Source organism: Duganella lactea (assembly GCF_009857505.1).
GTDB classification, from domain to species: Bacteria; Pseudomonadota; Gammaproteobacteria; order Burkholderiales; family Burkholderiaceae_D; genus Rugamonas; species Rugamonas lactea.
Genome location: NZ_WWCP01000003.1, coordinates 195,703 through 220,168 on the forward strand (window position 1 = coordinate 195,703; position 24,466 = coordinate 220,168).

Annotated in this window: 22 protein-coding genes; 10 read left to right on the forward strand and 12 right to left on the reverse strand. The window is 64.4% G+C overall.

The annotated features are described in order from the left end of the window. Nucleotides 1-19 precede the first annotated feature (19 nt). The gene (locus GTP44_RS05485) at nucleotides 20-2,470 is read left to right on the forward strand and encodes a putative bifunctional diguanylate cyclase/phosphodiesterase (protein WP_371867151.1); all 2,451 of its coding nucleotides are present in this window, start codon (nucleotides 20-22) and stop codon (nucleotides 2,468-2,470) included. Here the strand turns inward: GTP44_RS05485 and glcF are convergent. Genes glcF through GTP44_RS05500 form a run of 3 tightly spaced genes read right to left on the reverse strand, consistent with a single transcriptional unit; the run spans nucleotide 2,462 to nucleotide 6,205 of the window. Further along, on the reverse strand, nucleotides 2,462-3,688 hold the full coding sequence (gene glcF / locus GTP44_RS05490) for a glycolate oxidase subunit GlcF (protein WP_161018636.1): 1,227 nt from the start codon (nucleotides 3,686-3,688) through the stop codon (nucleotides 2,462-2,464). The genes GTP44_RS05485 and glcF overlap by 9 nt on opposite strands. Continuing rightward, entirely contained in the window at nucleotides 3,678-4,724 is a 1,047-nt protein-coding gene (gene glcE, locus GTP44_RS05495) for a glycolate oxidase subunit GlcE (RefSeq protein WP_161018665.1), read from the reverse strand. Before glcE ends, glcF begins: the two co-directional genes overlap by 11 nt. Before the next feature lie 2 nt (nucleotides 4,725-4,726). Next, nucleotides 4,727-6,205 carry an FAD-linked oxidase C-terminal domain-containing protein gene (locus GTP44_RS05500; RefSeq protein WP_161018637.1) on the reverse strand — a complete coding sequence of 493 codons (1,479 nt, stop codon included), beginning with the start codon at nucleotides 6,203-6,205 and terminating at the stop codon, nucleotides 4,727-4,729. Nucleotides 6,206-6,302: 97 nt separating this feature from the next. On the opposite strand from GTP44_RS05500, the gene GTP44_RS05505 reads away from it, so the two are divergent. Further along, nucleotides 6,303-6,860, forward strand: a complete 558-nt coding sequence (locus GTP44_RS05505; RefSeq protein WP_161018638.1) for a suppressor of fused domain protein — start codon at nucleotides 6,303-6,305, stop codon at nucleotides 6,858-6,860. A 3-nt stretch (nucleotides 6,861-6,863) separates the two neighbouring features. Further along, entirely contained in the window at nucleotides 6,864-7,418 is a 555-nt protein-coding gene (locus tag GTP44_RS05510) for a cob(I)yrinic acid a,c-diamide adenosyltransferase (protein ID WP_161018639.1), read from the forward strand. Nucleotides 7,419-7,436: 18 nt separating this feature from the next. Here GTP44_RS05510 and dxs read toward each other — a convergent pair whose 3' ends face one another. The 3 genes from dxs to GTP44_RS05525 are packed head-to-tail and all read right to left on the reverse strand — an operon-like array spanning nucleotide 7,437 to nucleotide 10,453. Next, nucleotides 7,437-9,308, reverse strand: a complete 1,872-nt coding sequence (gene dxs, locus GTP44_RS05515; protein ID WP_161018640.1) for a 1-deoxy-D-xylulose-5-phosphate synthase — start codon at nucleotides 9,306-9,308, stop codon at nucleotides 7,437-7,439. Then, nucleotides 9,309-10,199, reverse strand: coding sequence for a polyprenyl synthetase family protein (locus tag GTP44_RS05520; RefSeq protein ID WP_161018641.1), 891 nt, complete (start codon nucleotides 10,197-10,199; stop codon nucleotides 9,309-9,311). Further along, nucleotides 10,196-10,453 carry an exodeoxyribonuclease VII small subunit gene (locus tag GTP44_RS05525; protein ID WP_160989562.1) on the reverse strand — a complete coding sequence of 86 codons (258 nt, stop codon included), beginning with the start codon at nucleotides 10,451-10,453 and terminating at the stop codon, nucleotides 10,196-10,198. The genes GTP44_RS05520 and GTP44_RS05525 overlap by 4 nt, the downstream gene beginning before the upstream one ends. 318 nt (nucleotides 10,454-10,771) lie before the next feature. Between GTP44_RS05525 and GTP44_RS05530 the strand changes: the two genes are divergently transcribed. Genes GTP44_RS05530 through GTP44_RS05540 form a run of 3 tightly spaced genes read left to right on the forward strand, consistent with a single transcriptional unit; the run spans nucleotide 10,772 to nucleotide 13,678 of the window. Next, on the forward strand, nucleotides 10,772-11,872 hold the full coding sequence (locus tag GTP44_RS05530; RefSeq protein ID WP_161018642.1) for an aromatic ring-hydroxylating oxygenase subunit alpha: 1,101 nt from the start codon (nucleotides 10,772-10,774) through the stop codon (nucleotides 11,870-11,872). Nucleotides 11,873-11,884: 12 nt separating this feature from the next. Beyond that, nucleotides 11,885-12,808: a DMT family transporter gene (locus GTP44_RS05535; RefSeq protein ID WP_161018643.1), complete on the forward strand. Its 924-nt coding sequence runs from the start codon at nucleotides 11,885-11,887 to the stop codon at nucleotides 12,806-12,808. Between the two features lie 18 nt (nucleotides 12,809-12,826). Next, a complete protein-coding gene (locus GTP44_RS05540) occupies nucleotides 12,827-13,678 on the forward strand; it encodes a sulfurtransferase (protein ID WP_161018644.1) in 852 nt (283 codons plus the stop codon). A 92-nt stretch (nucleotides 13,679-13,770) separates the two neighbouring features. On the opposite strand, the gene GTP44_RS05545 is transcribed toward GTP44_RS05540, so the two are convergent. After that, nucleotides 13,771-14,052: a hypothetical protein gene (locus tag GTP44_RS05545; protein ID WP_161018645.1), complete on the reverse strand. Its 282-nt coding sequence runs from the start codon at nucleotides 14,050-14,052 to the stop codon at nucleotides 13,771-13,773. 90 nt (nucleotides 14,053-14,142) lie between these two features. Between GTP44_RS05545 and GTP44_RS05550 the strand changes: the two genes are divergently transcribed. Continuing rightward, nucleotides 14,143-14,307 carry a DUF488 family protein gene (locus GTP44_RS05550; RefSeq protein ID WP_161018646.1) on the forward strand — a complete coding sequence of 55 codons (165 nt, stop codon included), beginning with the start codon at nucleotides 14,143-14,145 and terminating at the stop codon, nucleotides 14,305-14,307. Nucleotides 14,308-14,349: 42 nt separating this feature from the next. Here GTP44_RS05550 and GTP44_RS05555 read toward each other — a convergent pair whose 3' ends face one another. The 3 genes from GTP44_RS05555 to polA all read right to left on the reverse strand — a co-directional run bounded on the left by GTP44_RS05555 (nucleotide 14,350) and on the right by polA (nucleotide 18,933). Next, nucleotides 14,350-15,054, reverse strand: coding sequence for a ZIP family metal transporter (locus tag GTP44_RS05555; RefSeq protein ID WP_371867152.1), 705 nt, complete (start codon nucleotides 15,052-15,054; stop codon nucleotides 14,350-14,352). Nucleotides 15,055-15,217: 163 nt separating this feature from the next. Then, nucleotides 15,218-16,102, reverse strand: coding sequence for a dienelactone hydrolase family protein (locus GTP44_RS05560; protein WP_161018647.1), 885 nt, complete (start codon nucleotides 16,100-16,102; stop codon nucleotides 15,218-15,220). Nucleotides 16,103-16,173: 71 nt separating this feature from the next. After that, entirely contained in the window at nucleotides 16,174-18,933 is a 2,760-nt protein-coding gene (gene polA, locus GTP44_RS05565; protein WP_161018648.1) for a DNA polymerase I, read from the reverse strand. Between the two features lie 106 nt (nucleotides 18,934-19,039). On the opposite strand from polA, the gene GTP44_RS05570 reads away from it, so the two are divergent. The 3 genes from GTP44_RS05570 to GTP44_RS05580 are packed head-to-tail and all read left to right on the forward strand — an operon-like array spanning nucleotide 19,040 to nucleotide 21,231. Then, nucleotides 19,040-19,462, forward strand: coding sequence for a hypothetical protein (locus GTP44_RS05570; protein WP_160989570.1), 423 nt, complete (start codon nucleotides 19,040-19,042; stop codon nucleotides 19,460-19,462). 27 nt (nucleotides 19,463-19,489) lie between these two features. Then, nucleotides 19,490-20,458 (forward strand): homoserine kinase, encoded by a 969-nt coding sequence (locus GTP44_RS05575; RefSeq protein ID WP_161018649.1) that lies wholly within the window; start codon nucleotides 19,490-19,492, stop codon nucleotides 20,456-20,458. Then, a complete protein-coding gene (locus tag GTP44_RS05580; protein ID WP_160989572.1) occupies nucleotides 20,458-21,231 on the forward strand; it encodes a BPSS1780 family membrane protein in 774 nt (257 codons plus the stop codon). The genes GTP44_RS05575 and GTP44_RS05580 overlap by 1 nt, the downstream gene beginning before the upstream one ends. Here the strand turns inward: GTP44_RS05580 and GTP44_RS05585 are convergent. Beyond that, nucleotides 21,228-23,531, reverse strand: a complete 2,304-nt coding sequence (locus GTP44_RS05585) for a UvrD-helicase domain-containing protein (protein WP_161018650.1) — start codon at nucleotides 23,529-23,531, stop codon at nucleotides 21,228-21,230. The genes GTP44_RS05580 and GTP44_RS05585 overlap by 4 nt on opposite strands. A 71-nt stretch (nucleotides 23,532-23,602) precedes the next feature. Then, nucleotides 23,603-24,301: a hypothetical protein gene (locus GTP44_RS05590; RefSeq protein ID WP_161018651.1), complete on the reverse strand. Its 699-nt coding sequence runs from the start codon at nucleotides 24,299-24,301 to the stop codon at nucleotides 23,603-23,605. Nucleotides 24,302-24,466 lie beyond the last annotated feature (165 nt).

A 24,466-nucleotide genomic window follows, 5' to 3' on the forward strand; every position in this document is an offset into this window, starting at 1 on the left:
CTCCAGGTTGTTTGTGCCCGTGTTCCTGATCATCGCGATGGTGGTGAGCGTGCGCTACCATCTGATGCTGGAGGCCGAGACCGCCTGCGCCAACGCCCGCTATCAACACGATGCCGGCGAACTGGCCGCGCATTTGCGCAAGACGCTGACGCCGCTGCTGGCGGCGCCGGACCGCGCCAGCCTGAACGCCGCCCTGGCCGGCGCGCTGCTGCTCAACGCCGACCTGATCGCCGCCCGGCTCGACTACGGCGGCGACCATCTCGAAGCGCTGCGCGACCGGCCCGCCGGGCAGCAGTACCCGGCGTGGTTCCCGCAAATCGCGCCGCTCGCCGTCATCCAGCGCACCGTCGACCTCAACCACGCCAGGCTGGCCTTGCGCTTCGAGCCGGTGCAGCCGCTCAACGGCGTGTGGCGCAACGTGCGTCAGCAGGCGTTGATCTCGGCGGTCAACGTCGGCATTATCTACCTCATGCTGGGCTGGCTGATCTTCGCCAACCAGCGCATGCTGCGCCGCGTGACCGACGCCACCAACCGCTTTCAACGCGGCGAGCACGCCGTGCGCCTGCCGGTCGGCGGCACGCTGGAGGCGCGCGTGCTGGCCACCACCTTCAACCACATGGCGCAGCGGGTGCAGGCGCTGGTGCATAAGCTGCAGCAAAGCCAGAACGATCTGAGCGCGCAGCTGACGCGCACCCTGCTCGCCCAACAGCAACTGCAGGTGGAGAAGGACCGCATCGAGGTGACGCTGGCATCCATCGGCGACGCCGTCATCACCAGCGATTTGCATGGCAAGATCGACACCATCAACGACGTGGCGCAGCAGCTGACCGGCTGGCCCGAGGAGCGCGCGCGCGGCATGGAGCTGCATCAGGTGTTTGTGCTGGCGAATAACTTCGGCCAGCACGCGCTCTTGAAGGCGATGAAGCAGATTTATGCCGGCGGCGAAGCGGTCAAGGCCGGCAACCAGAGCCTGCGCAACAGCCTGGGCCAGACCTGCACCGTGGAGTACACCGCCAACGCCATCCGCACGCCGGGGGGCAAGGTGCAAGGCGCGGTGCTGGTGTTCCGCGACCTGACCGAACGCCGCCAGCTGATGCAGCAGATTTCGTGGCAGAGCAACCACGATATTCTCACCGGCCTGCCCAACCGCGCCGCGCTGGCCCAGCGTTTCGAGCAGGAGGTGGAACGCGCGCGGCAGCACGGCCATCTGCTGGCCGTGTGCCTGTTCGACCTTGACCACTTCCAGCATGTGAACCAGACCCTGGGCCAGGCGGTGGGCGACGAGATCCTCAAGCAGGCCGCCAGCCGTCTGCACGACTTCGCCGGCCAGCGTCACTACGTGGCGCGCCTGGGCGGCGACGAATTCGTGCTGCTGCTGCCGGAGCTGAACGACCGCGCCGCCATCGAGTACGCGATGGGCCGGCTGATGGCCGCGCTGGCGCGCGACTACCTCTGCGACGGCAAGGCGGTGAGCATGTCGGCCAGCGTCGGCATCGCCGTCTACACCGGCAACGACATCAGCGCCGACAGCCTGCTGCGCCACGCCGATCAGGCGCTGTACCAGGCCAAGATCACCGGCCGCAATCGCCATCATTTCTTTGACGCCGACCTGGATGAACAGGTGCGCACGCACCACAACCGCCGCACCGAGGTGCGCAACGCGGTGCGCGGCAATGAGCTGCTGCTGTACTATCAGCCCAAGCTGGATATGCGCAAGGGCCGCATCGTCGGCATGGAGGCGCTGCTGCGCTGGAACCATCCGACGCGCGGCGTGGTCGGGCCGATGGAGTTCCTGCCCATCGTCGAGCACACCGACGTCATTATCGATATCGGCGAATGGGTGCTGCGCGAGGCGCTGCGGCAGTTGCAGTCGTGGCGCGCCTTCGACGTTGACTGGGTGATCAGCGTGAACATCGCGGCGCGCCATTTCCAGCGTCACGATTTCGTCGAGCGGCTCACCGCGATCCTGGCCGAGTTCCCCGACGTGCCGCCGCACAGGCTGGAGCTGGAGATACTGGAGTCGTCGGCGCTGAGCGACATCGCCCACGTGCGCGGCATCATGCTCAATTGCCAGGCGCTGGGCATCAGTTTTGCGCTGGACGATTTCGGCACCGGCTATTCGTCGATGTCCTACCTCAAGCGCTTGCCGGCGGACGTGCTGAAGATCGACCAGAGCTTCGTGCGCAACATGCTGGTGGACCGCGACGACCTGCACCTGGTCAGCGCGGTGATCGGCCTGGCGCGCTCGTTCGGCCGCGGCGTGATCGCCGAGGGCGTGGAAACCATCGAGCATGGCGCGATGCTGATGCGCCTCGGTTGCGATCTGGTGCAGGGCTATGGCATCGCGCGGCCGATGCCGGCGCATGATGTACTGGCGTGGGTGGAGGGCTTTGTCACGGCGCCGGTATGGCAGGCCGCCGCCGCCCTGCCACCGATCGTCAGCCTGCACAACGAGCTGGCGTCAGTGTAGCGCGCGGTCGATCAGTTCTATCCAGTGCAGCACCGGTGTGTCGGTTCCCGACTGCAGATGCGCGGTGCAGCCGACGTTGGCCGAGACGATGGTCGCCGCGCCGGTGTCGCGCAGGTTTTCCAGCTTGCGGTCGCGCAGTTGCAGCGACAGCTCCGGTTGCAGCAGCGAGTAGCTGCCGGCCGAGCCGCAACACAGATGGCTGTCGGCGCACAGCACCACGTCGATGCCGGCGGCGCGCAGCACGCCTTCGACTTTGCCGCGAATCTGCTGGCCGTGTTGCAGCGTGCATGGCGGGTGATATGCCACCCGCCCTTCCACGGCGGGCCGCGCGCGCTCCGCCAACGTCTGCTCGAACTGCGGCATGATTTCACTGAGGTCGCGCGTCAGCGCCGCGATCCGCTCCGCCTTGGCGGCGTAGGCCGGATCGCGCGCCAGCAGATGGCCGTACTCCTTCACCGTCGCGCCGCAGCCCGAGGCGGTCATGACGATCGCCTCCACCTCGCCGCTCTCCACGTAGGACCACCACGCGTCGATGTTGCGGCGCATGTCGTCCAGTGCCGCCTCCTGCTGGTTCATATGATGCCGCAGCGCGCCGCAGCAGCCGGCCCTGGGCGCGACGATCAGCTGCACGCCCAGCGCGTCGAGCACACGTGCGGTGGCGGCGTTGATGTTGGGCGCCATGGCCGGCTGCGCGCAACCTTCCAGCGCCAGCATCTTGCGCGCATGCGCGCGCGCGGGCCAGGCGCCGGCGTTCTGCCGGCGCGGGATCTTGTCCTGCAACGCGGGCGACAGCAGCGGCCGGAAAATCTGCCCGACGCGCAGCGCGGCGGCGAACACCGTCTTGCGCGTCAGCCCCTCGATCAGCAGCTTGCGCTTGACGCGCTCCGCCAGCGGCCGCGCCACGCGCTGCTCCACCACCTTGCGGCCGATATCGGCCAGCCGTGCATAGCGCACGCCGGACGGGCAAGTGGTCTCGCAGTTGCGACAGGTCAGGCAGCGGTCCAGATGCAGCTGCGTGCTGGCCGAGACCGCCGAGCCTTCCAGCACCTGTTTGATCAGATAGATGCGGCCGCGCGGGCCATCCAGTTCGTCGCCCAGCAGCTGATAGGTCGGACAGGTGGCCGTGCAAAAGCCGCAATGCACGCAGGCGCGCAGGATCGCCTCAGCCTCCTCGCCTTCGGGCGTGTGCTTGATGAAATCGGCCAGATTAGTTTGCATACATGCGCCCCGGATTGAAGATCCCGGCGGGATCGAACGATTGCTTCAAGCGCGCATGGATCTTCGCCACCGCCGGCGCCAGCGGATGAAATACGCCCACGCCCTTGTCGCCGCCACGGAACAGCGTCGCGTGGCCGCCGCTCGCCGCCACCGTGCGGCGGATGCTGTCCACCTGCGCGGCGTCATCGGTCTTCAGCCAGCGCTGCGCGCCGCCCCACTCGATCAGTTGTTCGCCGCGCAAAATGATCGCGCTGGCGTGCGACGGCAGCGACATGCGCCACAAGCCGCCTCCGCTGAAGTAAGGGTGGGTCTGATCGCGCAGCGACGCCCACAAGGCGTCGTCGCCGGCCTCGCCGCCCAGCCGGCGCCGCGCCGCCGTCACCGCCGCCTCCGCGCCCGACAGCCGCAGCGACAGCACACCCTGATGCCAGCAACTGGCGGATACCGGCAGCGGTTGCACGGCCCACGTGTTGAGCCGCGACAGTGCGTCGATCTCGCTCATGTCGAAACGCAGGCTCGCTTCGCGCACCGGCACCGGCAGCACTTTCAGCGAGACTTCGAGTATCAGGCCCAGTGTGCCGAGCGAGCCGGCCAGCAGGCGCGAGACATCGTAGCCGGCGACGTTCTTCATCACCTGGCCGCCGAAGCGCAGCACCTCCCCGCGACCGTCCATCAACACCGCGCCGAGCACGAAATCGCGCACCGCGCCGGCGCTGGCACGGCGCGGGCCGGACAGCGCGCTCGCCACCACGCCGCCGATGGTGGCGCCGGCGAAGCGCGGCGGCTCAAACGCCAGCATCTGCTGGTGTTGCGCCAGCAAAGCCTCGATCTCCGCCAGCGGCGTGCCGCAACGCGCGGTGATCACCAGCTCCGTCGGTTCATAGGAGATGATGCCGCTGTAGCCGCGCGTATCGAGCACCTCGCCGTTCAGCGACTGGCCATACCAGTCCTTGGTGCCGCCGCCGCGCAGGCGCAATGGCGCGTGGGCGGCGCTGGCGGCGCGGATGCGGTCGGAAAAGTCGGCGATGGAGGTCATCGTCAAAAACGCTCAAGGTGAGGGAACGGCAAGGCGCCGCCGCTGACGCGCAGCTTGCCGAATTCGGCACAGCGGTGCAGCGTGGGAATCGCCTTGTCGGGATTGAGCAAGCCATGCGGATCGAAGCCGCGCTTGACCGAGAAGAACGCCTCCAACTCCGCCGGCGCGAACTGCACGCACATCGAATCGATCTTCTCGATGCCGACGCCATGCTCGCCGGTGATGGTGCCGCCCACTTCCACGCACAGCGCCAGGATCTCGGCGCCGAAGGCTTCGGCGCGGTGAAACTCGTCCGGGATATTGGCGTTGAACAGGATCAGCGGATGCAAATTCCCATCGCCGGCATGGAACACATTGGCGCAGCGCAGGCCGTACTTGGCCTCCATCGCCGCGATACCGGCCAACACCTGCCCCAGCCGCTTGCGCGGAATCGTGCCGTCCATGCAGTAGTAGTCGGGCGAGATGCGGCCGGCGGCCGGGAACGCATTCTTGCGGCCGGACCAGAACTTCAGCCGTTCCGCCTCCGAGCGCGACACGGCGATGGCGATCGCGCCCGCCGTATTCAACACCGCCGTCATGCGCGCGATGTCCTCTTCCACTTCCTCCTCGGTGCCATCGGCCTCGCACAGCAGGATGGCGGCGGCCTCGGTGTCGTAGCCGGCCTTGACGAACGGCTCCACCATGCGCGACGAGGTCTGGTCCATCATCTCCAGCCCGGCCGGAATGATGCCGGCGGCGATCAGCGCCGCCACCGCGTGACAGCTCTTTAGCACCTCGTCGAACGACGCCATGATCACGCGCGCGACGGCCGGCTTGGGCACCAGCTTGACCGTGACTTCGGTGACGATGCCGAGCATGCCCTCGGAGCCGATAAACACCGACAGCAAATCCAGCCCCGGCGCGTCGAGCGCCTCGCCGCCCAGCTCCACCAGCTCGCCGTCGATGGTGGCCACCCGCACGCGGAGCACATTGTGCACGGTCAGGCCGTATTTGAGGCAATGCACGCCGCCCGAATTCTCCGCCACATTGCCGCCGATGGTGCAGGCGATCTGCGACGACGGGTCCGGCGCATAGTACAGGCCATGCGGCGCCGCCGCCTCCGAAATCGCCAGGTTGCGCACGCCCGGCTGCACCACCGCCGTACGCGCATACGCATCCATGCGGACGATGCGGTTCAGGCGCGCGGTCGACAGCACCACGCCGGCCGCGATCGGCATCGCGCCGCCGGACAGGCCGGTGCCGGCGCCGCGCGGCACGACCGGCACGCCCAGTTCGCGGCACACCTTGAGCACCGCCAGCACCTGCGCCTCGCTGTCGGGCAGCACCACGATCATCGGCAACTGGCGATAGGCGGCCAGGCCGTCGCATTCATACGGCCGCGTATCCTCCGGCGCGGACAGCACGGCGCGCGCCGGCAGCACCTGCTGCAGCGCCGCAGCCACCTGCGCCCGACGAGCGCCCATCTCCGCAACGTTGTTCATGTGACCATTGTAAGCACAAACGCCGTCGCGAGGCGAGATCCGCCGCCGATTTGTTGTATTCTTCGGAGCGCTGCTACATCACACACTGGAACGGAATATGAACAAAGAGTTTGAACGGGAATGGCTCCTGGCACTGGAAAAACGATTTGGCGTGGAGGCGACGATCGCGCAGATCACGCTGGAGAACCAGCCGCGCATGCTGATCTACTATTTCCAGGATTTTCCGGCCAAGGGCATGCTGACCGCGGTCACTGCGGGCCTGTCCAGCGCCAGCCACCCCGACTGGCAATACGGCAAGCCCGAGCTGTGCTTCGCGCTGAACACCAGCGACAGCAAGTGGGGCACCGCGGCCGGCTATCTGGCGCAAGTGTTCTTTAACCAGAAGCCGTTCGGCTACGAGTCGTCATTCGCCATGCAGCAGCCGATGTCGGGCGACAGCGCGATGAACGCCTGTTTCGTTCACCGTCCAGCGTTTCTGAACAACGAGCAGATCAAGTTCGAACTGAAGGACCGCACCATCTTCCTGGCCGGTCTGTTTCCGCTGTATCCGGAAGAAATCAGCCTGTATGAATCACAGGGCGTCCAGAACTTCTGGAACACACCCGGCTTCGATCCGTACAACCCACGCCGCGCCAATCTGGCGCTTCAAGGATAAGACATGGGCAACCGACTTTCGAAAATCGCCACCCGCACCGGCGACGGCGGCACCACCGGCCTGGGTGACGGCAGCCGCACCGACAAGGACAGCGCGCGCATCACCGCCATCGGCGAGGTGGATGAACTGAATTCGCATCTGGGCCTGCTACTGTGCGAAGACATGCCGGCCGATCTGCGCGAGGAACTGGTCACCATCCAGCACGACCTGTTCGATCTGGGCGGAGAGCTGTGCATTCCCGGCTTCCAGATGATCAAGGACGCGCATGTCGAGCGGCTGGACGCGCTGCTGGCAAGCTACAACGCCACGCTGCCGCCGCTGACGGAATTCATTCTGCCGGCCGGCTCGCGCGCGGCGGCGCAGGCGCATGTGTGCCGCACCGTGTGCCGCCGCGCCGAGCGCAGCATCGTCACGCTGGGCAAGGCGGAGACCATCCACGCGCTGCCGCGCCAGTATGTCAACCGCCTGTCGGACCTGCTGTTTGTGTTGTCGCGCGTGTTGAACCGTCACGCCGGCGGCAGCGACGTGCTGTGGCAGCACGAACGCCAGCGCGGCTGACGCGCTCAATCAGCCCTATCAGCCGTTGTTGACGACCAGCCGCGGCTCTTCGCCGAGGTAGCGCTGTTTGATGGTGGCGGTGATGCCGGCGGCATCCAGCCCCACGCCGGCCAGCAGTTTGGCCGGGTCGCCATGGTCGATGAATTTGTCCGGCAGGCCAAGCATCAGCACCGGCTTGACGATGCCTTCCGCCGCCAGCGCTTCCGCCACGGCCGCGCCAGCACCACCCATGATGCAGCCCTCTTCCACCGTCACGAAGTAATCGTGGCTGGCCGCCAGCTGCTTCACCAGCGCCACATCCAGCGGCTTGACGAAACGCATATTGGCGACAGTGGCGTTCAGCGTCTCGCCGGCGGCCACCGACGGCGCCACCATCGAGCCAAACGCCAGGATGGCGATCTTCTGGCCCTGGCGCTTGATCTCGCCCTGGCCGATTGCTATCGTCGTCAGCTCCGGCTGGATGGCCGCGCCAACACCGGCGCCGCGTGGATAGCGGATCGCCGCCGGCCCGTTGTAGTGGTAGCCGGTGGTCAGCATCTGACGGCATTCGTTTTCGTCCGAGGCGGCCATGACCACCATGTTCGGAATGCAGCGCAGATAGGCCAGATCGTAGTTGCCGGCATGGGTGGCGCCATCGGCGCCCACCAGGCCCGCGCGGTCCAGCGCGAAGGTCACGTCGAGGTTTTGCAGCGCCACGTCGTGGATCAACTGATCGTAGGCGCGCTGCAGGAAGGTGGAGTAGATCGCCACCACCGGCTTCAGGCCTTCGCAGGCCAGGCCGGCGCCGAAGGTCACCGAATGCTGCTCGGCGATGCCGACGTCGAAGTAACGGTCAGGGTATTCCTGGTTGAAGCGCACCATGCCCGAGCCTTCGCGCATGGCCGGCGTGATGCCGACCAGTTTCTGGTCGGCGGCCGCCATGTCGCACAGCCAGTCGCCGAACACTTCGGTGTAGGTTTTCTTGGAAGGCGCGGTGGCGGGCTTGATGCCCTCGGCGGGATTGAACTTGCCGGTGCCGTGGTACAGGATAGGCTCGGCCTCGGCCAGCTTGTAGCCCTGGCCCTTCTTGGTCACCACGTGCAGGAACTGCGGGCCCTTCAGGTTCTTGATGTTCTGCAGCGTGGGGATCAGCGAATCCAGATCATGGCCGTCGATCGGGCCGATGTAGTTGAAACCGAATTCCTCGAACATCGTGGCCGGCACCACCATGCCCTTGGCGTGTTCCTCCAGCTTCTTCGCCAGCTCCAGCACAGGGCCGGGCAGCACCGACTTGCCGACATTCTTGGCGGCGGCGTAGAACTGGCCCGACATCAGCCGCGCCAGATAGCGATTCAGCGCGCCCACCGGCGGCGAGATCGACATGTCGTTATCGTTGAGGATCACCAGCAGGTTCACGTCTTCCTGCACGCCGGCGTTGTTCAGCGCCTCGAACGCCATGCCGGCGGTCATCGAGCCGTCGCCGATGACGGCGATGGCGTGGCGATGCTCGCCCTTGATCTTGGCCGCCTGCGCCATACCCAGCGCCGCCGAGATCGAGGTCGACGAGTGCGCGGTGCCGAAGGTGTCGTATTCCGATTCGTCGCGTTTCGGGAAGCCCGAAATGCCGCCCAGCTGGCGCAGCGTGTGCATCTTGTCGCGCCGGCCGGTGAGGATCTTGTGCGAGTAGGTCTGGTGGCCCACGTCCCAGACGATGCGGTCGTGCGGCGTGTTGAACACGTAGTGCAGCGCCAGCGTCAGCTCCACCGTGCCCAGATTGGACGACAGATGGCCGCCGGTCTTGGACACGGAGTCGAGCAGGTAGGCGCGCAGTTCATGCGCCAGCGGCGTCAGTTGGCTGTACGACAGCTTGCGTACATCGGCCGGGGAATGTATTTTTTCGAGCAAGTTCATTTATGCCTTCCGCTGCACGATCAGATCCGCGAGTTCGCGTAATCGCAGGGCTTTTTCTCCAAACGACGCGAGCGCTGCATGCGCTTCGAGCCGCAATTTTTCCGCCAGCGCGCGCGATGGTTCCAGACCCAGAATGGATACATAGGTCGGCTTGTTATCGGCGGCGTCCTTGCCGGCGGTTTTGCCCAGCGTGGCCGAATCGGCCGTCGCGTCGAGCACATCGTCCACCACCTGGAACGCCAGGCCGATGGCGCGCGCGTAGACATTCAGCGCGCCCAATTCGTCGTCCGTCAGATCCTTGCCGGCCAGCGCGCCCAGCACCACCGAGGCGCGCAGCAGCGCGCCGGTCTTCAACTGGTGCATCTGCTCCAGCTGTTCCAGCGTGAGACTGATGCCAACGCTATCGAGGTCGATCGCCTGGCCGCCGCACATGCCAGCCGAGCCGGACGCGGTGGCCAGCAGGCGCACCATGGCCAGCAAGCGCGCCGGCGGCACGTCGGCCGCTTGCGACAGCACCATGAAGGCCTGCGATTGCAGCGCGTCGCCGACCAGCAGCGCGGTCGCCTCGTCGTAGGCCACATGCACGGTCGGTTTGCCGCGGCGCAGCGCGTCGTCGTCCATGCAGGGCATGTCGTCATGCACCAGCGAGTAGGCGTGGATCATTTCCACGGCGGCGGCGGCGCGACTCAACGTGGCGGCGTCGGCGCCGAACAGCGCGCCGGCGGCGTACACCAGCAGCGGGCGCACACGCTTGCCGCCGCCGAGCAGCGCATAGCGCATCGCCTCGTGCAGCCTGGACGGGATCACATCGGCGGCGGGCAGGAAACCGGATAAATCGTTTTCCGATCCGGCCTGCACGGTTTTCATCCAGTCCTCGAACGCGGCGTTCATGGTTCGCCCTCGCCGGTGGCGACGAAGGGCTTGAGCATCTCGCCTTCCAGCACCTTGACCTGGGATTCGACTTTTTCCAGTTGGACGGCGCAGAACTTCACCAGCTCGGTGCCGCGCGCATAGGCGGCCACCGACGCTTCCAGCGGCAGTTGGCCCGCCTCCATTTGTGCAACCAGTTGTGCCAGTTCCGCCATCGCTTCTTCAAACGAGACGGGAGCGGCGGCAGTCGCGTCGGCAGTTAGTTTCTTTGACATAATCACTCGGTTATCTTTGGCACAACAATCCAATGCCTGCGCAGTGTAGCCCGATATTTTAGAGCAAACCACCGCATCTCGTGGAACATTAGCGGCCAGCGCTGGATTTTAGCGCAATCGTCCCCATTTGCCGTACCAGCATGCAGGAATTGCAAGTTTTCGCACAGTAAACGCGCAGATCGGGCTGCCTCACGAGAGTAAAACACGGTATAATCGCCGGTTCTGTCCTAAATACCACCTCAACGCATTCAAGTTATGCGGGTTGTCTTTACGGATTCTGTCTCTTCTTGGTTTGATTTTTAATTAAGGGGGGTTTGGATGTCCGATCTGGGTACCCACGCCAAATTAGCGCGGCCAACTGCGCAACTTCCGGTCAACGTCTATTTTGACGAAACGCTACTGCAGCGTGAAATGCAGCAACTTTTCAAGGCTGGTCCCCGCTACGTCGGGCACGAGTTGATGGTGCCGAATGTCGGCGACTATGCGACGCTTGCCGCCGAAAACGAGGGCCGTATGCTGGTGCGTAACGCGCAGGGGGTGGAGCTGGTGTCCAACGTCTGCCGCCACCGTCAGGCGCTGATGCTCAACGGCCGTGGCAATACGAACAATATCGTTTGCCCATTGCACCGCTGGACGTACGACCTCAAGGGTGAACTGATCGGCGCGCCGCATTTCCCTGAAACGCCGTGCCTGAACCTGCCGAAGGTCCCGTTGCAAAACTGGAATGGCCTGCTGTTCGAGCAGAATGGCTACAACGTCATGGCAGCGCTGAACCAGCTGTCGGTCACCAAGGACCTGGATTTCAGCGGCTACATGCTGGACCACGTGGAAGTGCACGAGTGCAATTACAACTGGAAGACCTTCATCGAGGTCTACCTGGAGGATTACCACGTCGAGCCATTCCATCCGGGCCTGGGCAACTTCGTCAGCTGCGACGATCTGCGCTGGGAGTTCGGCAAGGAGTTCAGCGTGCAGACGGTGGGCGTGCACAAGGGCCTGCAGAAATCCGGTTCGGAAATTTACCAGCGCTGGCAAGAGCAGGTGCTGAAGTTCCGTGGCGGCGAGCCGCCACCGTACGGCGCCATCTGGCTGACCTTGTATCCGAACATCATGGTCGAGTGGTATCCGCACGTGCTGATCGTCTCGACGCTGTGGCCGGAAGGCCCGCAGCGCACCAAAAACGTGGTGGAGTTCTACTACCCGGAGGAAATCGTGCTGTTCGAGCGCGAGTTCATCGAGGCCGAGCGCGCCGCCTACATGGAAACCTGCATCGAGGACGACGAGATCGGCCAGCGCATGGACGCCGGCCGCAAGGCGCTGCTCGACCGCGGCGAGAACGACGGCGGCCCCTACCAGTCACCAATGGAAGACGGCATGCAGCATTTCCACGAGTGGTACCGCAGCAAGTTTAACGTGTAAGGCACAGGCGCGATGCAGTCACTTTGGATGTTGTTTGCCAGTTTCATGTTTGCGGTCATGGGGGTCTGCGTCAAACTGGCGTCCACCGAGTTCTCAACCTCCGAACTGGTGATGTATCGCGGCGTGGTCGGCGTCATCGTCCTCGGCGGCATGATCAGGCTGCAGGGCGGCTCCTTCCGCACGACGATGCCGGGCGCCCACCTGTGGCGCAGCGTCATCGGCGTGATTTCGCTGTGGCTGTGGTATTACTCGATCGGCGAGTTGCCGCTGGCCACGGCGATGACCCTCAACTACCTGTCGCCGATCTGGATCGCCGTGTGGCTGTTCGCCATGGGCTGGTGGCACGCCAAGGGCGATGTCAAATGGCCGCTGATCGTGGCGGTGGTGGCCAGCTTCGTCGGCGTCACGCTGCTGCTGCGCCCGGCCTTCGACGCCAACCAGCTGACGCCGGCGCTGATCGCGCTCGGCTCGTCGATGCTGACGGCGATGGCGTATATGCAGGTGCGCAAGTTGGGCATCGCGGGCGAGCCGGAAAACCGCGTGGTCTTCTATTTCACGGTGATGAACCTGGTGGCCGGCCTGGCCGGTGTGTACCTGACCGGCGGCGCCAACGGCCCCGAATGGCATCCCATCACCTCCTGGCGCAGCGGCTTGCTGTTGCTGGCCGTCGGCGTGTGCGCCACCAGCGCGCAGGTCGCCATGACGCGCGCCTATAGCCTGGGCAACACGCTGGTGGTGGCCAATCTGCAATACACCGGCATCGTGTTCTCCAGTATCTGGGGCGTGCTGGTGTTCGGCGATGTGTTCGACTGGCACAGCTGGGCGGGCATCGCCATCATTCTTTTGTCCGGCATGGCCGCGACGTTCTACAATACCCGCAATACCGATAAAGGCAAGGCCATTTCGAACACCGATCCGATCGCCAGCGAAGTATAAGGAATAAGGAAACCGTCCATGCACACCACCCTGATCGACGCCGCCACCCTGTCCCGACATCTGGACGACCCGCGGTGGGTCATCCTCGATTGCCGCCATGATCTGATACATCCGCACGCGGGGCACGACAGCTTTGCCATCGGCCACATCGCCGGCGCGCAGTTTGCCAATGTGGATACGGACTTGTCCGGCGCGAAGAGCGCGGCGGACGGCAAGTTTCTCGGCCGTCACCCGCTGCCGGGACGCGCGGCCCTGATCGAGACGCTGCGCGGCTTCGGCATCAACGACGATACGCAAGTGGTGGCTTACGATGCCCACGGCGGCATGTTCGCCGCGCGGCTGTGGTGGCTGCTGCGCTGGGTCGGCCATCCGGCGGTGGCGGTGCTCGATGGCGGCCTAGTGGCCTGGCAGGCGGCCGGCCTGCCGATGGTGACGCACGCCGAGCGCCGCACACCGGGCGCGATCAGCGAACGCGCGTCGCTGGTGTCGACGGTGGCGGTGGACGATGTGCTGGCCAACCTGTCGACGCACGCACGCACGGTGGTCGATGCGCGCGCGGCCGACCGCTATCGCGGCGAGAACGAAACCATCGATCCGGTCGGCGGCCATATTCCGGGCGCCAAAAACCGCTTCTTCAAAGACAATCTGACGCCCGATGGCCGCTTCAAGGACGCCGCGCAACTGAAGGCCGAATTCGCGCCGTTGTTCGACGAACCGTCGAAAGCCATCATGCAATGCGGCTCCGGCGTGACCGCCTGCCACAATCTGCTGGCCCTGGAAGTCGCCGGCCTGCCGGGCGCCGCGCTCTACCCCGGCTCGTGGAGCGAATGGGTGGGTGATCCCAACCGCCCGGTGGCGACCGGCAGCTAAGATTGCGGATATGGCGCGCCCAGCGCTTGATCCGAATTCTCAACAACTCCAAGTAGGCAGCCTCCGCGTGCGGTGGCCAGCGAACCGGCAAGCTATCCGGTTTGACGTTTTGGCTTGCCATAAGCGGCCACCAGTACACGCGCCTTTTGCATCACATCAATATTATCGATACCTGGATTCGCTTTGAAATACTCCTCTGACGCCAGATCAGCCTGAACACTTTCCTCCGCACCATCAAAGCCGTACTGCCAAACCTCCGGCCAAATTTCGTCCGCAGCAAGTTGCGCCAACGCGGCAAGCCGGTCAAGTCGAGCCCGGTCCTCGGCGTTAAGGGCCGCGAGCGCTTCTGCTTGCTTTTTCAGTCTGGAGTTCATTACGCCATCATACTCCTCGCGATCACAACGGGCGGTTGAGGCGCCACCAACGGCACGCGGCGCTTGGGATGAGCGTGGCAAAATGCCGCCATGGAAACCGTCTGCACCATCGGTCACTCAAATCGCTCCATCGAGGACTTTATCGGACTGCCGCAGCAGAACGGCATCGACTTTGTGCTGGACATCCGCACCGTGCCGAAGTCGCGCCACAATCCGCAATTTGACCAGGATCAGCTATCGCATCGCTGGCCTTGAAGGCCTGCGCATCACCTACCCGCCGGAGCGAGACTTGCTGACTTAGTGGCGGGCGCCGACCAGGAACACGACGATGGCGACGCCCGCCGCGATCAGCAGCACTTGCGGCACCGACTCGCGCAAGGTGGCGCGGCGCTGCATCTGCGGCATCAGATCGCTGACGGCGATGTAGATGAAGCCGGACGAGGCGAACACCAGCACGTAGGGAATAAATTCGCTGGCGCGGTCCAGCATGTAGTAGCCCAGCAAGCCGCCGGCGATCGACAACATGCTGCACAGCAGGTTGTACACATACGCCCGCGTGCGCGAGAAACCGGCATTCAGCAGCACGATGAAGTCGCCGATTTCCTGCGGAATTTCGTGGGCGATGATGGCCAGGCCGGTGATCAGCCCCAGTTGCGGATCGGCCAGGAAAGCGGCGGCGATCAGGATGCCGTCGGTGAAGTTGTGCATGCCGTCGCCGACCAGAATCATCCAGCCGGCCTTGCCCGCCTCGTGCTTGTCGTGGCCGTGATGGTGATGGTGGCCGTCGTGCTCGTGATGGTGCGAATGGCGCAAGATGGCCAGCTTTTCCAGCAGGAAGAACGCCAGCAGTCCCGCCAGCAAGGTGGCGAACAGATGGCGCGGGCTGGCGTGCGATTCGAACGCTTCCGGCAGGGCGTGCAGCAGCGAGGTCGACAGCATCAGGCCGACCGACAGGCTGACCATCCGCTCGACCACCTTGGACAGCAACGTAAACGACAACACGGCCGCCGCAGTGATGCTCACTACGCCAGCCAGTGTGGTTGCCAGTATGATTGAAACGAGTACGGGATCGATGTTATAGCCTCTGATACTGAAGCGGCAGGCGTCCGTGTGCCTGCCGGGCCGTTATTTTACTCCTCGGCATGCATTTCTGCTTAAAAACCGTTCACACCACCCCGTTTTGCTTGAACCAGGCCAGCGCGCGGCCCCAGCCATCCTTGGCGTCGGCCTCGTTGTAGCTCGGCCGGTAGTCGGCGTGGAAGGCGTGGCCGGAGTTCGGATAGATGACAAAGGTGGACTTGTTCGGCCCCTTGGCCAGCCCGGCTTTCATCATCTCCACCGTCTCCAGCGGGATGCCGCTGTCCTTGGCGCCGTACAGGCCCAGGACGGGCACGGTCAGAGTGCCAGCAACATCGATTGGGTGCCTGGGAAAATTGGCGCTCAGGTCCCCTTTCAGGCGGCCATACCAGGCCACGCCCGCCTTGATCGATGGATTGTGGGCGGCGTACATCCAGGTGATGCGGCCGCCCCAGCAGAAACCGGTGATGGCGATCTTGTCGCCATTGCCGCCGTTGACCTTGGCCCAGTCGACCACGGCGTCGAGGTCGGTGAACACCTGGGCGTCCGGCGTCTTGGCGATGATGTCGCGCTGCAGGTCGGCGATCGAGGCGGCCTTGGTCGGGTCGCCCTGGCGGATGAACAGGTCCGGCGCCAGCGCCAGGTAGCCTTGCTTGGCGAAGCGGCGGGCGACATCGGCGATGTACTCGTGAACGCCGAAGATTTCCGAGATCACCAGGACCACCGGCAGGTTGGTCTTGCCTTCCGGCTGGGCGCGGTAGACGGGGACGTTCTGGCCGTTGACGTTGATCTGGATGGTGCCGGCGGTGAGCCCGGCGGTGTCGGTCTTGATGACGTTTTGCGCCATCACCGGCAGCGTGGCGGCGGCAAAGCCGGTGCCCAGCGCGGTTTTCAGGAAGCCGCGGCGGTCGACGCCGTCCGACAAAGGGGTTTTAGCCAGCAAACTTTCCGCATCACGCGTCAAATCGTCCATCGAAATCCTCCGTAAGATACCGTCACTCCCGCGCCGGCGGGAGCGACGAATTCATGTGCGGAAGCACATACTCAATGTGCTTCCTCCCAGTTCGCGCCAACGCCGACTTCGGCGATCAGCGGCACTTTCAATTGCGCCACGCCGGCCATCAGCTCCGGCAATTTGCGCTTGATCAGTTCCAGCTCGGCGTCCGGCACTTCCAGCACCAGTTCGTCGTGCACCTGCATGATCATGCGCGTGCCCAGCTTCCCGGCCTCCAGCCAGTCCTGCACCGCGATCATGGCCAGCTTGATCAGATCGGCCGCCGTGCCCTGCATCGGCGCGTTGATCGCGGCCCGCTCGGCGCCCTGGCGGCGCGGACCGTTCGGCGAATTGATCTCCGGCAGCCACAGGCGGCGGCCGAACACCGTCTCCACGTAGCCGCGCGCCTTCGCCTGCAGGCGCGTGTCGTCCATGTACTGCTTGACGCCCGAGAAGCGCGCGAAGTAACGGTCGATATAGTTCTGCGCCGCGCCGCGCTCGATGCCGAGGTTGCCGGCCAGGCCGAACGCGCTCATGCCATAGATCAGGCCGAAGTTGATGACCTTGGCGTAGCGGCGCTGCTCGCTTTCCACGGCCTGCGGATCGATGCCGAAGATTTCAGCGGCGGTGGCGCGGTGAATGTCCACCCCTTCGGCGAAGGCGCGCAGCATATTGGCGTCTTCCGAGATGTGCGCCATGATGCGCAGCTCAATCTGCGAATAGTCGGCCGAGACGAGGTGCGAACCGGCCGGCGCCACGAAGGCTTCGCGGATGCGGCGGCCTTCCTTGGTGCGGATCGGAATGTTCTGCAAATTGGGGTCGTTGGACGCCAGGCGGCCGGTCACCGCCACCGCCTGCGCGTAGTTGGTGTGCACGCGGCCGGTTTGCGGATTGATGCCCTTCGGCAGCTTGTCGGTGTAGGTCGATTTCAGCTTGGACAGGCTGCGGTATTCCAGCAGCACTTTCGGCAGTGGATAGTCCTCGGCCAGCTTTTGCAGCACTTCCTCGTCGGTGGATGGCGCGCCGCTCGGGGTTTTCTTCACCACCGGCAGTTTCAGCTTCTCGAAGAAGATTTCGCCGATCTGCTTCGGCGAGCCGAGGTTGAACGGTTGCTCGGCCAGCTCGTGCGCCTTGGCCTCCAGCTCGGCGATGCGCGCGCCCAGTTCGGACGACTGCCGCGCCAGCAGGTCGGCGTCGATCTGCACGCCGTTGCGCTCGATCTTCTGCAACACCACGGCGGTCGGCAGTTCGATGTTACGGTAGATGAAGTTCAGCTTCTCGTCCTTCTCCACCTCGCCGATCATGTTCTGGTGCAGGCGCAGCGTGATGTCGGCATCCTCCGCCGCATACTCGGTGGCGCGGCCGATCTCCACCTTGTCAAAGGTGATCATGTTGACGCCCTTGCCGCACACGTCCACGAACGGAATCGTGGTGTGGTTCAGGTGGCGCAGCGCCAGGCTGTCCATATCGTGCGAACGGTGCGATTCGAACACATACGATTCCAGCAGCGTATCGTGATGGATGCCCTGCAGCGACACGCCGTGGTTGGCGAAGATGTGGCTGTCGTACTTCAGGTTCTGGCCGACTTTCAGCTTGGCGGCGTCTTCCAGCCAAGGCTTGAGCTTGGCCAGCACATGGTCGCGCTCCAGCTGCGGCGACACCCCCTGATACGCGTGGGCGACCGGAATATAGCAAGCCTCGCCGGCCTTGACCGACAGCGAAATGCCGACCAGTTGCGCCAGCATCGGCTCCAGCGACGTGGTTTCGGTATCGACGGCGGTCAGTTCGGCGGCGTTGATGCGCTCCAGCCACTGGTCCAGCTGCTCGTCGGTGGTGACCGTTTCGTAGGTGGCGATCACCGGCTCGGCGAACAGGTCGCCATTCATCGATGCGGCGCCGCCCACCGGCGCGTCCAGCGACACCTTAACGGTCGAGGCCGGCGCGCCGGCGGCCGCGCCCAGGTCGCGCAGCAAGGTCTTGAAACCGTATTGGGCGAAGAAGGCCAGCAGGCCCTCCTTGTCTTCCTCGCGCGCCACCAGCGATTCGCTGATCGACGTCATGTGGCCGGCGAGGTCGCAGTCCAGCTTGACGGTGATCAGCTCGCGGCCCTTCGGCAGCCATGCCAGCGCGTCGCGCAGGTTCTGGCCGACCGCGCCGCTGATGTGATCGGCGTTGGCGATGATGCCGTCCAGCGAGTCGTAGGCGCTCAGCCATTTGAGCGCCGTCTTCGGGCCGCACTTGTTCACGCCCGGCACGTTGTCGACGGTGTCGCCGATCAGGGTCAGGTAGTCGATGATGCGGTTCGGCGGCACGCCGAACTTGGCCAGCACGCCGGCCTCGTCCATTTTCTCGTTGGTCATGGTGTTGATCAGCATGACCTTGTCGTTGACCAGTTGCGCCAGATCCTTGTCGCCGGTGGACACCACCACGTTCATGCCGGCCTTGACCGCCTCGACCGACAGCGTGCCGATCACGTCGTCCGCCTCCACGCCGTCGACCATCAGGATCGGCCAGCCCATGGCCTTGACCGCCTCGTGGATCGGCTCGATCTGCAGCCGCAGGTCGTCCGGCATCGCGGCGCGGGTGGCCTTGTACTCCGGATACATGTCATCACGGAAAGTTTTACCCTTGGCGTCGAAGACGCAGGCGATGTAGGCGGCCGGAAAATCGGCGCGCAGACGGCGTAGCATATTGACCATGCCGTGCATGGCGCCGGTCGGGTGACCGTCCGGGCTGCGCAGGTCGGGCAGCGCGTGGAACGCGCGGTAAAGATAGCTGGAGCCGTCTACTAACAACAGGGTATTTTGCATAGGTACGATGTGAGGATGCTTAGGCGTGAATGCAACATTATCGCAGGTGTTACAATGGATCATACACAAAAAATTCCGCGGCTTTTTCTCTGTTAAAGGCAATATCATGAAGCGCATCTCTCCTCTCTGGCCTGCCCTGCTCCTGACCCTGAGCGCCCACACGGCGCTGGCCCAGTCGACGCCGGGCCAGGCCCCGCCAAAACTGGAAAAGATCGAAGAAGTCGCGGATGACGCGGTGACCATCACCTCCAAACAGCAGCAACAGCAAAAGTCCGGAACCCAGATCACCGAACGCCGCGACAACAGCGGCAATGTGGTCGAAACCACCGTCAAAAGCGGGCCCAGCACCTACACCCTGAGCAACAAGCAGCCGACCGGCACCGCCCTGCCCGGCGACCGCACCGCCGGCCCGCTGCGCGGCGCGCAATGGACGGTGATGGAATTCGACCTCGGCCAGAAGAAAAAGAAAGCGGCGGAAGAAGAGGCGACCGACAACGTGCCGCCACCACCACCGCCACCTGCCCGTTAAAACTCCAACCCACCAACACACTCGCACATGGCAGTCTTTACCCCGGTATCGCTGGAAGATGTCTCCCAGTGGATCACCCAATTTCCGCTCGGCAAAGCGCTTGAGCTCAAAGGCATCAGTTCCGGCATCGAGAACAGCAACTTCTTTCTGACGACCGAGCGCGATGGGCAGGTACAGCAGTACGTGCTGACCCTCTTCGAGAACCTGTCGTTTGAACAACTGCCGTTTTACCTCAACCTGATGCGCCACCTGGCCGAGCGCGGCGTATTGGTCCCAGCCCCGATCGCCAACGATCAGGGCGAACTGGTCAGCGCGCTGCACGGCAAGCCGGCGGCCATCGTCACCAAGCTCGAAGGCAGTTCGCAGATGGCGCCGCTGCCGGTGCATTGCGCCGCCGTCGGCGCCATGCTGGCCAACATGCATCTGGCCGGCCGCGACTTCCCGCTGCGCCAGCCCAACCTGCGCGGCCTGGCGTGGTGGCATGAAACCACGCCGCTGGTGCTGCCCTACATTCCGGAAGACAAGGCGCACCTGCTGAAGGCGGAAGTGCACTACCAGGAAACCTTCGCCGCCTGCCAGACCTACCAGCAGTTGCAAGTGGGGCCCGTACACGCCGACCTGTTCCGCAACAACGTGATGTTCGACGGCGAGCGCCTGACCGGCTTCTTCGACTTCTACTTCGCCGGCTGCGACGCCTGGCTGTTCGACGTCGCCGTCACCGTCAACGACTGGTGCATCGACCTCGGCACCGGCGCGCTGGATCACGCCCGTGTACGCGCCCTGCTGGATGCCTACCACGCCGTGCGGCCGTTCACCGAGGCCGAGCAGCACGCCTGGCAGGCGATGCTGCGCGCCGGCGCGCTGCGCTTCTGGCTGTCGCGCCTGTATGACTTCTACCGTCCGCGCGAGGCGGAAATGCTGACGCCGCACGATCCGGGGCACTTCGAACGGATTCTGCGTCAACGCATCGCCACGCCGGCGCCGGGACTGCTCTGATGGAAAAGCTCCCCGCACGCGCCGGCTGGCAATGGGTCAAGCAGGGCCTGGAGGTGTTCCGCAAACAACCGGGCGCGCTGATGGCCCTGTTCTTCAGTTGCATGTTCCTGTGCATGGTGTCGCTGTTCATTCCGCTGATCGGCGGCATGGCGCCGATCGTGCTTGCGCCGCTGTTCACAGTGGCGCTGCTGCAGGGTTGCGCCGATGTCGACCAGGGCAAGCGGGCGATGCCGCATCTGGTGTTCATCGGCTTCCGCAAGCCGGCGCGCAAGCCGCTGCTGTTGCTGGGCGGCCTGTATCTGCTGGTGATGCTGCTGTCGATCGCCGTGCTGTCGATGCTGGACGACGGCGTGCTGATGAAAATGGCCACGCGCCAGATGCCGATGGACCAGGACCTGATCGAGAACTCGCGCGGCGCGCTGTTCATTTCCTCGACGCTGTACATGATCGGCTGGATGCTGAGCTGCCTGGCGGCGCCGCTGATCTACTGGCAGAGCATGCCGATCGGCAAGGCGCTGTTCTACAGCGTGGTGACGGTCACGCGCGACATCAAGGCGTTCCTGATGACGTCGGTGCTGTTGTTCCTGATGTTCCAGGTACTGACCGCGATCCCGGTCATCCTGTTCAGCTCGGCGCAAGCCGAGGTGACGGGGATCTTCACCGTGATGCTGCTGATGATCGTGCTGATGCACTGCACGCTGTACGCCGCCTACCGCCAGATCTTCGGCACGCCGCCGGTGACGCCGACGGCCGTCGATCTGAAAAAGCCTTAAAGCTTTTCCAGCTTGGCGATGCTCAGGTCCAGCACCTTCATGCCGGCGGCGCCGAAGTTGATCTGAGCCCGGGCGTTATTGCCGCTCCCCTCGATATTGACAATCACGCCCTCGCCAAACTTGGCGTGGGCGACCGACTGGCCGAGACGCCAGCCGGCGCCGGCGCCAATGGCTTTGTTGGCGATCATCTTTTGCGCCAGCGCGTTGTCCGAGCCGACCAGCGGCGCCTCGTCCCAGGCCGACTTCCTGGCGCCGAACCAGTTCGGCTGGACTTTCGGCGTCAGCCACTTCAGCGCGTCTTCCGGCAACTCATCAAAGAAGCGTGATTTCATGTTGTAGCGGGTCTGGCCGTGCAGCATGCGGGTCTGCGCGAAGCTCAGGTACAGGCGCTGACGGGCGCGGGTGATCGCCACGTACATCAGGCGGCGCTCCTCTTCTACACCGTCGTGCTCGCGCGAACTGCTCTCGTGCGGGAACAAGCCCTCTTCCAGACCGGTGATGAAGACGTTGTTGAACTCCAGCCCCTTGGCCGAGTGCACCGTCATCATCTGCACCGCTTCCTGGCCGATGGTGGCCTGGTTGTCGCCGGCCTCCAGCGAGGCGTGCGACAGGAAGGCCGACAGCGGCGACATCACGGCGGACAATGGCGCGTCGGCGTCGAGAATCTCGAAGCCATCCTCGTTGATCACCGCCGCGCCGGACGCCGCCTGCGCCTGCGGCCCCAGGTGCGCCGGCGCGCCCTGGCCGTAGCCCTCTTCCGACACGAACTGCGTGGCGGCGCTGACCATCTGCTCCAGATTCTCGATGCGGTCGGCGCCTTCCTTCTCGGTGGCGTAGTGGGTCAGCAGCGTCGATTGCTCCAGCACCACGCGCACCAGTTCCGGCAAGGCCATCTGCTGCGTTTCAAAGCGCGTGCCCTCGATCAGCTTGACGAAGCCGCCCAGCAAGGTGCCGGCCTTACCGGTGACGTGCGGCACCGCCGCGTACAGCGAAATGCGGTACTGGTCGGCGGCCGCCTGTAAAGTCTCGATCGAACGCACGCCGATCCCGCGCGCCGGGAAGTTGACCACGCGCAGGAAAGCCGAATCGTTATGCGGGTTGTCCATCAGTTGCAGATAGGCGATGGCGTGCTTGACCTCGGCGCGCTGGAAGTAGCGCAGACCGCCGTAGACGTGGTAAGGAATACCGGCCGAGAACAGCGCATGCTCGATCACACGCGACTGCGCGTTGGAGCGGTACAGCACGGCGATTTCGCTGCGCGAGGCGCCGTCGTGGATCAGGTTCTTGGTCTCTTCGATAATCCACGCGGCTTCCGACAGGTCGGAGTTGGCCTCGTAGACACGCACCTGCTCGCCGTGACCGGCGTCGGTGCGCAGATTCTTGCCCAAGCGCTTGCTGTTATTGGCGATCAGCACGTTGGCCGCGTCCAGGATGTGACCGTGCGAGCGGTAGTTCTGCTCCAGCTTGATCAGATTCTTGACGTGGAACTCGCGCTCGAAGGCGCTCATATTGCCGACGTTGGCGCCGCGGAAGGCATAGATCGACTGGTCATCGTCGCCGACCGCGAACAGCGCGCTTTGGCTCTGCGTGCCTTGGCCGGAGATCAGTTTCAGCCATTTGTACTGCAGGTCATTGGTATCCTGGAACTCATCGACCAGGATGTGCTGGAAGCGCTGCTGGTAATGTTCGCGCAGCGGCTGGTTGCGGCTCAGCAGTTCATAGGTGCGCAGCAGCAGCTCGGCGAAATCGACCACGCCTTCGCGCTGGCATTGGTCGTCGTAGAGCTGGTACAGCTCCACCTTCTTGCGTTCATCCGCGTTGTACGGATCGATCTTGTCGGCGCGCAGGCCGGAATCTTTCGCGTTGTTGATGAAGTAGATGATGTCCTTCGGCGGGAACTTCTCGTCATCCACGTTTTGAGCCTTGAGCAGACGCTTGATGGCCGACAGCTGGTCCTGCGAATCGAGGATCTGGAAGGTTTGCGGCAGCGCGGCGTCGCGGTGATGGGTGCGCAGCAGGCGGTTGCACAAGCCGTGGAAGGTGCCGACCCACATGCCGCGCGTGTTAATCGGCAGCATCGCCGACAAGCGGGTCAGCATCTCCTTGGAGGCCTTGTTGGTAAAGGTCACCGCCAGGATGCCGGAAGGCGACACCTGGCCGGTCTGGATCAGCCAGGCGATACGGGTGGTCAGAACACGGGTTTTACCAGAGCCGGCGCCGGCCAGAATCAGCGCGCTCTGCGCGGGCAAGGTCACAGCGGCGAGCTGTTCCTCGTTGAGATTGTGAAGAAGATTGTGCATCCCATGATTATACGTGGTCATCCCCGCGCAGGCGGGGATCCCTGGGGCGCATGCGTTCCATGTGTACCGGCCTAGGCCGTTGGCGCGGGGGTGGCTTTGCCGTTTTGCAAGCTCTCTTGCATCAGCGATTTCAGCACGCGCTCCGCTTCGCGCACGGCGTCAGTGTGTTTCAAGCTGAGCTCGCCCATGCGCACATTCAGCTCGCCCATGGGACGGCTGGCCTCGACCATCTTCTGATTCAGCGCTTTCATCGGCTGATGCTGTTGGTACAGCTCGGCCGTCTTGGCCGACAGCTCGCGCTGATACTCGGCCATCTGTTTTTGCAACGGCGCCATTTCCGCTTGCAGAAGCGCCATTTTTTTAGCGAATTCACGCGCTTTTTCAGGCGTGTTGTCAGCGGCAATGTCACGCGCGGCCAGCTCCATGCGGCGGGCGACTTTTTGCTGCGCCAGCGCCACTTGCTCCATCTGGCGCTGTTGGACAGCGACATCGCGCTCGGCTTGCTTGCTGAACTGGTTGGCGGCAGTGTTGATCTGCTCGCCGAGGGCGTTCACGATCTTGCCTTGCGCGTCGATTTTCTTGCCCTGCTCGTTCATCTGCGCGTCGAGGCGGTTGACCGGCGTCCACGCCGCGTCGATGCGGGCCAGCAAGGAAGGATCGCTGACCAGATAGGTTTTGTCGCCGTCGCGGAACCACAGGAAGTCGCGCTTCAGGCTTTGGCGCAGTTGCGCGACGTTGCGGATGTCCTGCGTGGTGGCGGACACGGTCATGCTGTCGTTACCGCCCCGCACAATGGCGTAGGCGCTGCGCGGTGCTGGTGCGGCAGCCGGGGTTGGCGCGGCGGCTGGTGCGGCTGGTGCGGCCGGTGCGGGTGCCGCCGCCGGCGCTGGTGCGGCTGGTGCGGCTGGTGCGGCTGGTGCGGCTGGTGCCGCGGC

Excerpts from the sequence above, each read along its gene's own strand:
- glcF (WP_161018636.1), bottom strand. The coding sequence starts at position 3,688 with ATGCAAACTAATCTGGCCGATTTCATCAAGCACACGCCCGAAGGCGAG.
- glcE (WP_161018665.1), bottom strand. The coding sequence starts at position 4,724 with ATGACCTCCATCGCCGACTTTTCCGACCGCATCCGCGCCGCCAGCGCC.
- GTP44_RS05500 (WP_161018637.1), bottom strand. The coding sequence starts at position 6,205 with ATGAACAACGTTGCGGAGATGGGCGCTCGTCGGGCGCAGGTGGCTGCG.
- GTP44_RS05505 (WP_161018638.1), top strand. The coding sequence starts at position 6,303 with ATGAACAAAGAGTTTGAACGGGAATGGCTCCTGGCACTGGAAAAACGA.
- GTP44_RS05510 (WP_161018639.1), top strand. The coding sequence starts at position 6,864 with ATGGGCAACCGACTTTCGAAAATCGCCACCCGCACCGGCGACGGCGGC.
- dxs (WP_161018640.1), bottom strand. The coding sequence starts at position 9,308 with ATGAACTTGCTCGAAAAAATACATTCCCCGGCCGATGTACGCAAGCTG.
- GTP44_RS05520 (WP_161018641.1), bottom strand. The coding sequence starts at position 10,199 with ATGAACGCCGCGTTCGAGGACTGGATGAAAACCGTGCAGGCCGGATCG.
- GTP44_RS05525 (WP_160989562.1), bottom strand. The coding sequence starts at position 10,453 with ATGTCAAAGAAACTAACTGCCGACGCGACTGCCGCCGCTCCCGTCTCG.
- GTP44_RS05530 (WP_161018642.1), top strand. The coding sequence starts at position 10,772 with ATGTCCGATCTGGGTACCCACGCCAAATTAGCGCGGCCAACTGCGCAA.
- GTP44_RS05535 (WP_161018643.1), top strand. The coding sequence starts at position 11,885 with ATGCAGTCACTTTGGATGTTGTTTGCCAGTTTCATGTTTGCGGTCATG.
- GTP44_RS05540 (WP_161018644.1), top strand. The coding sequence starts at position 12,827 with ATGCACACCACCCTGATCGACGCCGCCACCCTGTCCCGACATCTGGAC.
- GTP44_RS05545 (WP_161018645.1), bottom strand. The coding sequence starts at position 14,052 with ATGAACTCCAGACTGAAAAAGCAAGCAGAAGCGCTCGCGGCCCTTAAC.
- GTP44_RS05550 (WP_161018646.1), top strand. The coding sequence starts at position 14,143 with ATGGAAACCGTCTGCACCATCGGTCACTCAAATCGCTCCATCGAGGAC.
- GTP44_RS05560 (WP_161018647.1), bottom strand. The coding sequence starts at position 16,102 with ATGGACGATTTGACGCGTGATGCGGAAAGTTTGCTGGCTAAAACCCCT.
- polA (WP_161018648.1), bottom strand. The coding sequence starts at position 18,933 with ATGCAAAATACCCTGTTGTTAGTAGACGGCTCCAGCTATCTTTACCGC.
- GTP44_RS05570 (WP_160989570.1), top strand. The coding sequence starts at position 19,040 with ATGAAGCGCATCTCTCCTCTCTGGCCTGCCCTGCTCCTGACCCTGAGC.
- GTP44_RS05575 (WP_161018649.1), top strand. The coding sequence starts at position 19,490 with ATGGCAGTCTTTACCCCGGTATCGCTGGAAGATGTCTCCCAGTGGATC.
- GTP44_RS05580 (WP_160989572.1), top strand. The coding sequence starts at position 20,458 with ATGGAAAAGCTCCCCGCACGCGCCGGCTGGCAATGGGTCAAGCAGGGC.
- GTP44_RS05585 (WP_161018650.1), bottom strand. The coding sequence starts at position 23,531 with ATGCACAATCTTCTTCACAATCTCAACGAGGAACAGCTCGCCGCTGTG.
- GTP44_RS05590 (WP_161018651.1), bottom strand. The coding sequence starts at position 24,301 with ATGACCGTGTCCGCCACCACGCAGGACATCCGCAACGTCGCGCAACTG.